The 11,261-nt window shown below is 74.1% G+C and carries 11 protein-coding genes; 3 read left to right on the top strand and 8 right to left on the bottom strand.

All coding sequences use genetic code 11. From position 1 onward, the window contains the following. Positions 1-5: 5 nt before the first annotated feature. Positions 6-1,565 carry a glutamate ligase domain-containing protein gene (locus ACFV04_RS11710; protein WP_380528579.1) on the top strand — a complete coding sequence of 520 codons (1,560 nt, stop codon included), beginning with the start codon at positions 6-8 and terminating at the stop codon, positions 1,563-1,565. A 200-nt stretch (positions 1,566-1,765) separates the two neighbouring features. Here the strand turns inward: ACFV04_RS11710 and ACFV04_RS11705 are convergent, their stop codons facing one another. Together ACFV04_RS11705 and rpe are read right to left on the bottom strand one after the other, a co-directional pair. Next, a complete protein-coding gene (locus tag ACFV04_RS11705) occupies positions 1,766-2,725 on the bottom strand; it encodes a pirin family protein (RefSeq protein ID WP_380528578.1) in 960 nt (319 codons plus the stop codon). A gap of 156 nt (positions 2,726-2,881) precedes the next feature. After that, positions 2,882-3,565, bottom strand: coding sequence for a ribulose-phosphate 3-epimerase (gene rpe / locus ACFV04_RS11700; RefSeq protein ID WP_380338588.1), 684 nt, complete (start codon positions 3,563-3,565; stop codon positions 2,882-2,884). A 283-nt stretch (positions 3,566-3,848) separates the two neighbouring features. Here rpe and ACFV04_RS11695 point away from each other — a divergent pair, with 283 nt between their 5' ends. After that, entirely contained in the window at positions 3,849-4,700 is an 852-nt protein-coding gene (locus ACFV04_RS11695; RefSeq protein WP_360261869.1) for a hypothetical protein, read from the top strand. A gap of 85 nt (positions 4,701-4,785) precedes the next feature. Here the strand turns inward: ACFV04_RS11695 and ACFV04_RS11690 are convergent, their stop codons facing one another. From ACFV04_RS11690 to ACFV04_RS11665, 6 genes are all read right to left on the bottom strand, one after another. Next, complete coding sequence (locus tag ACFV04_RS11690) at positions 4,786-5,445, bottom strand: C39 family peptidase (protein WP_380338583.1); 660 nt, start codon at positions 5,443-5,445, stop codon at positions 4,786-4,788. 366 nt (positions 5,446-5,811) lie between these two features. Beyond that, positions 5,812-6,402 carry a DUF4188 domain-containing protein gene (locus ACFV04_RS11685; protein ID WP_380338756.1) on the bottom strand — a complete coding sequence of 197 codons (591 nt, stop codon included), beginning with the start codon at positions 6,400-6,402 and terminating at the stop codon, positions 5,812-5,814. Positions 6,403-6,557: 155 nt separating this feature from the next. After that, entirely contained in the window at positions 6,558-7,151 is a 594-nt protein-coding gene (locus ACFV04_RS11680; RefSeq protein WP_380528575.1) for a TetR/AcrR family transcriptional regulator, read from the bottom strand. A gap of 117 nt (positions 7,152-7,268) precedes the next feature. Beyond that, complete coding sequence (locus ACFV04_RS11675) at positions 7,269-8,255, bottom strand: aldo/keto reductase (protein WP_380528574.1); 987 nt, start codon at positions 8,253-8,255, stop codon at positions 7,269-7,271. A 69-nt stretch (positions 8,256-8,324) separates the two neighbouring features. Further along, positions 8,325-9,128 (bottom strand): ABC transporter permease, encoded by an 804-nt coding sequence (locus tag ACFV04_RS11670; protein WP_380338576.1) that lies wholly within the window; start codon positions 9,126-9,128, stop codon positions 8,325-8,327. 17 nt (positions 9,129-9,145) lie between these two features. Further along, the gene (locus tag ACFV04_RS11665; protein WP_380528572.1) at positions 9,146-10,234 is read right to left on the bottom strand and encodes an ATP-binding cassette domain-containing protein; all 1,089 of its coding nucleotides are present in this window, start codon (positions 10,232-10,234) and stop codon (positions 9,146-9,148) included. Positions 10,235-10,425: 191 nt separating this feature from the next. Here ACFV04_RS11665 and ACFV04_RS11660 point away from each other — a divergent pair, with 191 nt between their 5' ends. Continuing rightward, the gene (locus ACFV04_RS11660) at positions 10,426-11,181 is read left to right on the top strand and encodes a TetR/AcrR family transcriptional regulator (protein WP_380528570.1); all 756 of its coding nucleotides are present in this window, start codon (positions 10,426-10,428) and stop codon (positions 11,179-11,181) included. The last annotated feature ends 80 nt before the right edge of the window (positions 11,182-11,261 follow it).

The raw sequence follows: 11,261 nt of genomic DNA, 5'->3' as shown, positions 1-11,261 counted from the left end.
CCATGATGGACACCACCACCCACCCCGGCAGCCACCCCGTCGCGGGCCCGGCCACGTCTGCCGTGCCCGATCTGCTGAGGGCCGTACACCTGGTCGATGTCGCCGCTCCCGGCATGGAGGGCCTGGCTCTGTGGCTGGCCGGCAGTGGCGCCGACGTCACCGGCAGCGTCCCCGAGGCCGACCGGGACAGCCTGGCGGTGGCCGCGCTGAGCGCTGCCGGCGTCCAGGTGCGGCTGGGCTTCAAGCCTGAGCACGTGCGCACCGACCGGACGGCCGTGGTGTGGTCGGGTGTCTTCGCCGGGGCACATCCCGAGCTCGACCACGCCCAGGTGCTGCGGCTGCCGATCCTCGGCCGGGCCGTCGCGCTCACGGCCATCTGTGCCGGGGCGGGGTCCGAGGCGGTGGCGGTGGCGGGCAGTCACAGCACCGCGAGCGCGGCAGCCGCCCTGGCGGCCGTGCTGGATGACGGCCAGACGGGCTGGGTTTTGAACACCCCGGCCGGCGGCGGCAGCGCCGGCCACGCCGGGGACGGCCGTATCGTCGCGGACTTCTGCCCGGACACCACCACCCACGAAGCCGCTCCGCCCGGCGCCTGGCAGCACCGCCCCGCACCGCACTTCCTCCACCACGGCCCCCGCTTCGCCGCCGCGCTCATCCTGACCACCGACGCGAACGCCCCGCACTACGAGGACAACATCGCCGGCCTCGACGCCGCCGAGCTCCTCGCCCGCCGCGCCGGCACCGTCGTCCTGCCCACCTGGGACAACGGCGCGAAGATCCTGCGCGAGCGCCTGAGCGACCGGCCCGGACCGCATGTGGTCACCGTCGGCACCGACCCGACCGACGTCGTGTGGATCACGAGGCCCCGCTGGACCGGCGAGGACTTCCGCGTCACCCTGCGATACGAGGGGACGGACCACGCCTTCGTCCTCCCGGTCACCGGCCGCCACCACGCCCTGGCCGTGTGCGCCGCCATCGCCACCGCCCTGATCCTGGGCGAGGGCCCGCAGGTCCTCGCCGAGCGAGCCGGCGCCTTCCGCGGCGTCGAGCGTTCGCTGGCCACGGTTGGCACGCAGTCCGGCATCACCGTGGTGGACTCCCGTGCCCGGCACCCTCGCGAGATCGCGCAGGACGTCACGGCCGCCCGGATGCTCACCGAGGGCTCGCTGATCGTGGTCCTGGAGCCGGACGGCCTCGCCCGCACCAGTGCGCACGCCGACGAGCTCGGCGCCGCTCTCGGCGATGCCGACCACGTGGTGCTGCTGCCGGTCAGCACCCCGCTTGCCGCCCACCTCACACCTGATCCGCTGGACGCAGTCGAGCAGGCCGCCCTCCGGGCGCTCGGAGCAGGATCCGTCCACCGCGTCCGCTCCGGACCGTGCGAACCCGGACCGGAGCAGCGGCTCTTCGAGACAGCCGCCGAGGGCGACCTCGTGCTGGTCGTCGGGACCGACCAGGCGGAACGGCTCGGACCGAGGCTGCTGTTCCGCCTCGCCGCCCCGGACGTACCGATCCCGCAGCAGCTGCGACCCGCCCGAACCACCCCGACGGAGAAGACGCCGTGACCTTCGGCACGCCGCCCGACCTCGCCGGCGCCGAGCGCAGGCCGATCGTCCTGGTGGCTGCCGGCGCGAGCCACGACCGGATTTCCGCCGACCGCGAGACGCGGTTGAGGGGGCGTCCCTCGCTCCAGGACCTGAGGAGCGCCCGGAGCACACCGGCCGGCAGGCCCCAGACACAATCCCGAGAGCTATGTCTCCGCAGGTCAGCGCGCCCGTCCGCGCGGTTTCAGCGGCGTGGCGGGGAGTTCGGGGGCGGGCAGGCGGTCGCCGGCGTAGCCGCGGACCTCGCCGAAGCGGTTGCCGGTCATCCAGTCCGCCCGGGCCCGCGCGATGTCCTCGGTGGAGCGCCCGATGAAGTTCCACCACATGACGATCTTCTCGTCGAAGGGTTCCCCGCCGAGGAGGAGGACGGCCGCGTCGGTGCGGGCGTGGAGGGGGAGGTGGGGGCGGCCGCAGCCGAGGTAGAGCATGGAGCCGGGTTCGACGGGGACGCCGTCGACGTCGACGCGGCCGGACATGGCGAGCACGGCGTACTCGAAGTCGGGGACGAGGGGGAGCCGGAGGTCCGCGCCCTCGGCGAGGGCGAGGTCGGCGCCGACCAGGGGGGTGTGGGTGGTGCCGGGCGAGGTGGCGGTGTCGAGGGTGCCGAGGATGACGGTGGCGCGCAGGCCGGGGGCGGTGACCACGGGCAGGTCGGGGTGGTGTTCGAAGGCGGGGGCGGTGTGCCGGTGGGCGTCCGGGAGGGCGACCCAGAGCTGGGCGCCGTGCAGGTGGCGGGCGTGCGGGCGCGGCGACTCCTCGGAGTGGGAGATCGCGCGGCCGGAGGTCATCAGGCCCAGTTCGTACGGCCGGACGGTCTGCAGGCTGCCGAGGCTGTCGCGGTGCAGCACTTCGCCCTGGTGGAGCCAGCTGACCGTCTGCAGGCCCATGTGCGGGTGGGGCGGGACCTGCATGCCGGGTTCGTCGGCGATGTCGTCGGGCCCGTAGTGGTCGACGAAGCACCAGGCGCCGACCATCCGGCGGCCGAGGTTGGGGAGCAGGCGGCGCACCACCGTGCTTCCACCCAACGGGACTTGACGGGCCGCCAGGAGGTCTCGGACCGGCCCGGTGCTGGCCTCGCGACCGCAGGCGGTCGGGGTGGGCTTGAGGTCGAGGTTGCTCATCGCGGTTCCACCACCGTACGAGGAAGGCCGGGCGGAGAGGGGTCCGTCGTCACCGATCATCCATCACGGTCCGAGGTTCCTCCACTCGCGCCCGGCCATCCGACGGCCGTCCGGCGGCCGTCCGGCCCCGAGCCGTTCCCGCCGGGGCGCAGGGCCTCAGTGCCGGCAGGACCACCAGGCGTCCGCCGAGGTCCGGTCGGCGAGGTCGCGCAGGTTGCGGACCGCCTCCGCCGGGTCCTCCGCCCCGTACACGGCGGAGCCGGCCACGAACACGTCCGCGCCCGCCTCGGCACAGCGCTCGATGGTGCTCGCGGCGACGCCGCCGTCCACCTGCAGCCACAGCTCCAGGTCGTGCTTGGCGATCAGCTCCCGGGTGCGGCGGATCTTCGGCAGCATGATGTCCAGGAACGCCTGGCCGCCGAAGCCGGGCTCGACGGTCATGATGAGCACCATGTCGAGCTCGGGCAGCAGGTCCTCGTACGGCTCGATCGGGGTGCCGGGCTTGAGCGCCATCGAGGCCCGGGCGCCCTTGGCGCGGATCTCGCGGGCCAGCCGGACGGGCGCGGCGGCGGCCTCGACGTGGAAGGTGACGGAGCCCGCGCCGGCCTCGACGTACTGGGGGGCCCAGCGGTCCGGGTCCTCGATCATCAGGTGGAGGTCGAGCGGGGTGTCGGTGGCGCGGGCGAGCGACTCGACCACCGGGACGCCCAGGGTCAGGTTGGGCACGAAGTGGTTGTCCATGACGTCCACGTGCAGCCAGTCGGCACCCCGGACGGCCTCGGCCTCGTCGGCGAGCCGGGCGAAGTCCGCGGACAGGATGCTGGGGTTGATCTGGGCCATGACCGACTACCTTCACATGAGGGCTGGGGGGCTCCCCGGGTACGGGCGCCTCGCCCCATCATCTCGTGCCGTGCGACCGCCGACCGCACGCGCGACCCCCGCGTGACCGTCATCACACCCCGTCCGGGGTTACCGGGGCCGTCGCCGTGGTCATCAGCCCTTGAAGCGGTCCTCGTACCCGCCGCAGCGGTCCGGGCCACGGACCGTCACGGCGCCCGCCGGGCCGTCCCGACCAGCCGAGCTCCCGCTCCCGCCCGGAGCTCCGTCCGAGGAAGGTCCCTCGATGGCCGATCTCGTCCACCCCGCCCGCGCCCTGTGGTGGCTCTTCGAGCCGGTGCACGCCGTCACCTACTTCCTGCCCGAGGGCCGCGCCGCCTTCGAGGAGGCCGGGCTGCACGGCCGGCTGCACAGCTACTTCGCGAGCCGCTCGGCCCCGCTCGGCGCGGTGGACGCGGCACCGGTGGTCGCCGCGTTCTTCAGCTTCTCCCCGACGATGGTCGAACGCGCCCTGCCGGAGGTGTGGTCGCACGCGAGCCCGGAGGAGGCACTGGCCGCCCGGCTGAAGGGCTCGGCGGCGACGCTGGCCCGGCTGCTGGAGCACGTGGACCGGGCGCAGGTCGAGCTGGTGGCGGAGACCCTGGAGCAGGCCGCGTCCCGGCTGGACTGCGCGGGCCGGGTGCTGGCCGCCGCGAACGCCGGGCTGCCCCGGCCGAGCGGCGTGTACGAGCGGCTCTGGCAGGCCGCGACCGTGATGCGCGAGCACCGCGGGGACGGCCACGTGGCCGCGCTGGTGGCGGCCGGGCTGGACGGTTGCGAGGCACTGGTGGTCCGCTGCGCGATGGACGTGCGGCGCGAGGCGCTGCAGCCGCTGCGCGGGTGGACGGACGCCGAGTGGGAGGCGGCCGCGGAGCGCCTGGTCGAGCGCGGCTGGCTGACCGCCGGGGGCGCGATCACCGAGCTCGGCCGGATCCGTCACCAGGCCCTGGAGGCCGCCACCGATCTGGCCGCCGCCCGGGTGTGGGAGGACTACCCGCGCGCCGAACTCGACCGGTTGGCGGCGGCGCTGAAGCCGATGTCGGCGCTGTGTCGCAGCGAGTTGCCGGTCAACCCGGTGGGTCTGCCGGACAATCCGTAGCGCCGCCGGGGCCCGCGGCGCTCGGCCCGCACGACCCGCGGCGACCTGCACGACCCACTATCTACGGCGTGCGGCCCGTGGCGACCTACGGCTCGCGGCGCTCGGGCGGGCCGAGCACGACCCCCCGCCCGGCGTAGAAGGCCCCGAACGACCGCCACGGCACGCGCGCGAAGGACTGCGACTCCCCCGGGAAACCGGACGGGTTGTGGATCAGCAGCGCCGTGTCCGTGGCGCCCACGGCCAGCACCAGGTGGCCGCCGGGGCGCACCGGTTCCGGCCCGCCCGGCTCCCGGATCGACGGGTGCACCGACACCATCACCAACCGCCCGCCGGCCACCTCGGCCGACACTTCCTCGGGCGTCAACTCCCGTGCCCGCGCGGCCAGTCCCCACCGCCGCCGGACGTAGTCGGCGAACGGCGCGTGGATCAGCCCGTGCAGGCTCTCACCGTCCCGCACGTACGCGCCGGCCGCCACGCACTCGCCCGCCAGCGCCATCGCCGTCGGCGTCACGCCCCACCAGTGCTCCAACGCCATCCGCAGGCAGGCCACCCCGCACAGCCGCCACGACCACCACGCGTACTCCTCCGGGCCGACCGCCCCGGACTGCCCCCAGCGCGGGTCGGCGGCCGCGTCCAGCCGCCCGTCGACGATCTCCCGCACCAGCTCCGGGGACTCCCACTGCGCCCGGTACGGCACCTCGTGCACCACCCGCACCGGCCGCGCGGCGCTGCCCTGATCCACCATCCCCCGACGCTCTCACGCCGGGCGGCCCGACCGACTCACGACACTCCCTGAGTACCCGTACTCAGGCGGCCGACCTGCGGGTTCTCCTAACGTGATCACGCCGCCGACGAGGAGCGACACAGGACTGGGAGCGACCCAGGCCGGGAGCAACACAGGCTGGGAGCAACACAGGACCTGGAGCGGCACAGGGCCGGGAGCGGCACGGGATGCGGGAGGAATCATGAAGAGGACGGCGCTGGGCGTACTCGGCGGGGTGACGGCGGTGCTGGGGATCGCGTTCGTGATCCCGTTCGTGGTCTGGATGGTGATGGCCGCCCGGCTTCAGTCCGAGATCGATCACGGCACCGGTTCGCCCGTCGGCGCCACCTACGCGCCCGCCGCGCCGTCCCCGACGGCCACGTCCCCGTCCCGCTTCCCGGCGCCGCCGGCGTCCCCCGCGCCGCCGGTCTCGCTCGACCGGTAGGCCAGCCGCTGGGCCGCGTGGCGTCCGCGCTCCTCGACCGGGAGCGCACCGGTGGCGCCGGCCAGGCCGAACGGTGGCATGTCGAAGTAGATCGACTCATAGCCGCCCTCCGGCACGATGTACGTCTCGTGCCAGAGCCCGACGTGCCCGCGGGCCTTGCCCTCCCGCAGCTTGCGGTTGGCGATGCCCCACACGGTGTGGTGGAAGCCGTCCGGCGCGCTCGCGTAGCCGTACAGCTTCTCCTTCGACTCCCAGTACTGGACGACGTAGTAGGTGCGCGGCGAGGCGGTGAGCAGGATGCGGCCGAGGAGGCCGCGTTCGCGGCCGCGCGCGGAGCCGCGGCGCAGCTCGTACAGCATCCGGAACATCGCGAACATCACCGGGCCCCAGTGGTGCACGGCCCAGAACCGGTTGATCCGCATGCCGATGAGCAGCACCACGGTGTCGCCGGTGGCGGCGGCGGTGGTGTAGCCCGGCAGCGGTTTGGCGAACATCGAGCGGACGAACCCGCTCCCCGTCGAATCCGTGGACATCCCGGCCTCCCCGCAGCTGACCGCGGGTGCCCCCGCACCGGCACCCGCATCCATGTAAGCGGTGATTACATCAGCGCGCGATGACCCGGTCAAGGCTCGCTACAGCCACAATTCGACTACTGCACAGGCCGGTTGGCGATCCCTTGGCCGAAGGTGTCGAGCACCTGCGCGGCCACCTCCTCCGCCTTCCCGGCCGGCAGGTACCCGTCCACGATCATCTGCGCCAGCCCGTACACCAGGGCCTGCCCGGCCAGGCCGACCAGCGCCGGATCCCCGGGGCGCAACCGGCCCGCCTCCTGGTCCGCGACGATCAGGTCCGTGAACGCCCGGTCGATGCCGTCCAGTTGCTCCCGCAGCTCGGGCTCCCGCGAGGCCGCGAACACCCGCGAACGCACCAGCTCGAACCGCCGCGGATGGTGCAGCGCGTACCGGACGCAGCCCAGACCGATCGTCCGCATCACCGACCGGCCGTCCTGACCGGCGGCCGCCACCTGTGCCGCCTGCCAGCTCACGAAGTCCGCCAGCACCCGGTCCGCCAGCGCGGTCAACAGCGCCTGCCGGTCGCCCGCGGACACCCCCGCCCGCCGCGCCACCTCCCGGACGCTCACCCTCTCCTGCCCCTGCTCGTCCAGCACCTCGAACGCCGCGGCCACCAGCGCCTCCGGCAACGCCCCGTGGTGGTACGCCCCCCGGCCCCTCGTCTCGCTCATGCCTGCCTTGCTACCACAGCCGGAGCGGGCCGGGCCCGCTCCGGCCGTCAGGCCCAGGCCCACGCCCAGGCCCAGGCCGAACAGCCGGGCCGGGCCTGACCACGGGGACCGCGCCGCCTACCAGGCGTAGTCCTCCGGGGCGGGCTGGTGGCCCGGGAAGAGTTCGTCGAGGCGGTCGAGGGTCTTCCGGTCGAGCCGGAGGTCGAGCGCGGCGAGGGCCGCGTCGAGGTGGGCCGGGGTGCGGGGGCCGATGATCGGGGCCGTGACGGCGGGTCGGGAGAGCAGCCAGGCGAGGGCGAGGTCCGCGGGGTGGGTGCCGAGTTCGTCGGCGAAGTCCTCGTAGGCCTGGAGGCGGTCGCGGTGCTTGTCGAGGAGTTCGCTCGCGTAGCCCATGGCGCTGCGGCCGCGCGTGCCCTCGCGCTCCTTGCGCAGGACGCCGCCGAGCAGGCCGCTGCGCAGCGGGGACCACGGGATGAGCCCGAGGCCGTAGTGCTGGAGTGCGGGGACGACCTCCAGTTCGATCGTGCGGTCGAGCAGGTTGTAGAGCGACTGTTCGCTGACCAGGCCGAGGAAGTGGCGGGAGCGGGCCGCCTCCTGGGCCTGGGCGATGTGCCAGCCGGCGAAGTTGCTGGAGCCCACGTAGACGATCTTGCCCTGGGCGACCAGGACCTCCATCGCCTGCCAGATCTCCTCCCAGGGCGTCGCCCGGTCGATGTGGTGCATCTGGTAGAGGTCGATGTGGTCGGTCTGCAGCCGGCGCAGGCTGGCTTCGACGGCCTTGCGGATGGCGAGCGCGGAGAGCTTGCCGTCGTTGGGCCAGTCGCCCATCTCGGCGTAGGCCTTGGTGGCGAGGACGGTGCGCTCGCGACGGCCGCCGCCGCGGGCGAACCAGCGTCCGATGATCTCCTCGGTGCGACCCTTGAGGTTGCCCTCGCTGTCGCGGCCGTAGGCGTTGGCGGTGTCGAAGAAGTTGATGCCGCGTTCGTGGGCGGTGTCCATGAGGCGGTGGGCGTCGGCCTCTTCGGTGTGCGGGCCGAAGTTCATGGTGCCGAGGCAGAGGCGGGAGACGGTCAGGCCGGTGCGGCCGAGGTGGGTGTACTCCATGGCGCCCCACCCAAGACCACACCGGCCGCCCTGTCCAGCACATTGCGCGGGCGCGCCGGGGTGCCCTGCTCAGCGCCCGTGCGTGGCGAACTTCCGTACGGCGAGCGGCATGCAGAGCGCGAGCAGCACGGCGCTCCAGAGCAGTGCGGCAAGCAAGGCGTGCTGCACGGGCCAGGCGGAACCGGCTGCCGAGGGGTTGCCGAACAGCTCCCGGCAGGCCTGGACGACGGAGCTGATCGGGTTCCAGTCGGCGACGAAGCGCAGCCAGCCGGGCATGCCGAGGGTCGGCACGTAGGCGTTGGTGATCATCGCCACCGGGAAGACCACGACGGAGAGTTGACCGGCGGCCTCCTCCTTGCCGACGGCCAGGCCGAGCAGCGTGCCGAGCCAGGTCATCACGAACCGGAAGAGCAGGAGCAGTGCGAACGCCCCGGCTGCGTCGGCGAGTCCGTGCCGGGCGCGCCAGCCGGCCGCGAGGCCGACCAGGGCCAGCAGCGCCAGCACGACCACGCTGACCAGCAGGTCGGCGAGGGTCTGCCCGAGCAGCAGGCCGGTGCGGGAGACCGGCATGGAACGCAGCCGGTCGGTGACCCCGCGCCCGACGTCGCGGGCGGCGCCGACCATGGTGGGCATGACGCCGTTGGTGGCGACCATGGCGAACAGCCCGGGCATCAGGAACTCCCGGTAGTCACCGCCGCCCGGCACCTGCATGGCACTGCCGAAGACGTAGCCGAAGACCACCACCATGACCACCGGGACGCCCAGCGATGCGGCCAACAAGCCCGGCGAGTGGCGGTAGTTGAGCAGGATGCGGAGCATCGACGTCCAGGTGTCGGAAACCAGTCGGCCGACGGTGGACGGGCGCGGTGCCACGGACCCGATGGCGGCCATCAGGCGGCCCGTCCGGCCTCGGCGGACACCGCGGCACCGGCGGACCCCACGGAACCGGCAGGTTCCGCGGCCCCGGCAGGTTCCGCGGCCCCGACAGGTTCCGCGCCCCCGGCGGACCCTCCGGGCGCACCGGAGCCTCCGGCCGGCCGGTCGGTCAGCGCCAGGAACACGTCGTCCAGCGACGGCGCCCGCACCGCGACGTCCTCCGCGACGACCCCGGCACCGTCCAACTCCCGCACCAGCGAGGGCAGCAGGACGGAAGCGCCCGGGGCCGTCAGCACCGTGACGGTCCGCTCGGCGACGTCCACCCGCGCGTCGCCTCCCGTCATCGCCGACAGCACGACGGCGGTGGAGGCGAGTTGCCGCGGATCGGCCAGGGTGACGGAGACCTGGCTGCCGATCGCCGCCTTGAGCCGGTCCGGCGGTCCGGTGGCGATGGCGGCGCCGTGGTCGACGACCACGATGTGGTCGGCGAGCCGGTCGGCCTCCTCCAGGTACTGGGTGGTGAGCAGCACCGTGGTGCCGCCGTCCGCCAACTCCTTGACGGTGTCCCAGATCTCCTGCCTGCTGCGCGGGTCGAGCCCGGTGGTCGGCTCGTCCAGGAAGAGCACGGGCGGGCTGGTGACCAGGCTGGCGATGAGGTCGAGGCGCCGCCGCATGCCGCCGGAGTAGGTGCGCACCAGGCGGTCGGCGGCTTCGTCGAGCCCGAAGCGGGTCAGCAGTTCGTCGGCGCGCGCCCGGGCCCGGCGGGCGCCGAGGCGGTGCAGCCGGCCGAGCAGGTGGAGGTTGTCGCGGCCGGTGATGCCCTCGTCGACGGCGGCGTGCTGCCCGGCGAGCCCGATGGCGCGGCGGACGTCCTCGGCGGCGCGGACGACGTCGTGTCCGGCGACCCGGGCGACGCCGCGGTCGGGGGCGACCAGGGTGGCGAGCACGCGGACGGCGGTGGTCTTGCCGGCGCCGTTGGGGCCGAGGAGGCCGCAGACGGTGCCGGCCGGGACGGTGAGGTCGAGGCCGCGCAGGGCCTCGGTGGCGCCGAAGCGCTTCTCCACGCCCGCCATCTCGATGGCGGGCCGGGTGGTGCCGGACATGACTCTGCCCTTCTCTAGGTACAGCGTACGTAGAAGTGCGTGCGGACGCCACCCTACTACGTACGGCGTACGTATCTAAGATGGGAGGGCGAGGTGATCTTCCAGTGCCGTCCAGCAAGCCCACGCCGTCCAGCACGGCCGCGTCCGACCAGGCAGGGCCCGTGACCGACAGTTCCGTGACCGGCGGGCCCGTGACCGACAGTTCCGCGACCGGCGGGCCCGCGACCGGCGGCCCCGGGCCGGCCAAGCCCACGCCCCCCGAGGCACCCGAACTGATCTGGTTGCGCCCCGAACGCACCGGCCGCGGCCCGCGCCCGGCCCACAGCCGCGACTCGATCGCGGCCGCGGCCATCGGGATCGCCGACGCCGAGGGCCTGGACGCGGTCTCCATGCGCCGAGTCGCGGCCGTGCTCGGCGCGGGCACCATGTCGCTCTACAACTACGTGCCGAAGAAGGAGCACCTGCTCGACCTGATGCTCGACGCGGTCGCCGGCGAGTACCGGCTGCCGGCCGCGCCGAGCGGCGACGTCCGGGCCGACCTCGCCGACCTCGCCCACCAGCAGCTCGGCATCTCCCGCCGCCACCCCTGGCTGCCCACACTGCTGCTGGCCCGACCCAGCATCGGCCCCAACGCGCTGCGCTACACCGACCACTTCCTGGCCGTCACCGCCCCCACCGGCCTGGGCGGCGGGGCCCGGATGGAGGCGATGGCGCTGTTCAACGGGTTCGTCACCCAGTTCGCACAGTACGAGCAGACGGCCGCCGCGGGCGCCAAGTGGCAGGCCGAGCTGGTCGGTTACCTCGGCCGGGCGGCGGCCGGCGGCGAATTCCCGCACCTGGCGCAGGCGTTCGCGACCGCCGGCCCGCCCGCCGACCCGGACAAGGCCTTCGACCGCACGCTGGACCGGGTGGTCTCCGCCATCCTCGCCCCCACGAGCGACATCTGACGCCGCGTCAGTCCGCGAACGCCTCCCCCGGCAGGACCCCGGCCACCCGGCCGTCCACCAGCACCAGGACGGCCGGGTGG

Origin of the sequence: Kitasatospora sp. NPDC059599 (assembly GCF_042735125.1) — a bacterium.
GTDB lineage: Bacteria > Actinomycetota > Actinomycetes > Streptomycetales > Streptomycetaceae > Kitasatospora.
This window is presented reverse-complemented; position numbering and strand designations above follow the sequence as displayed.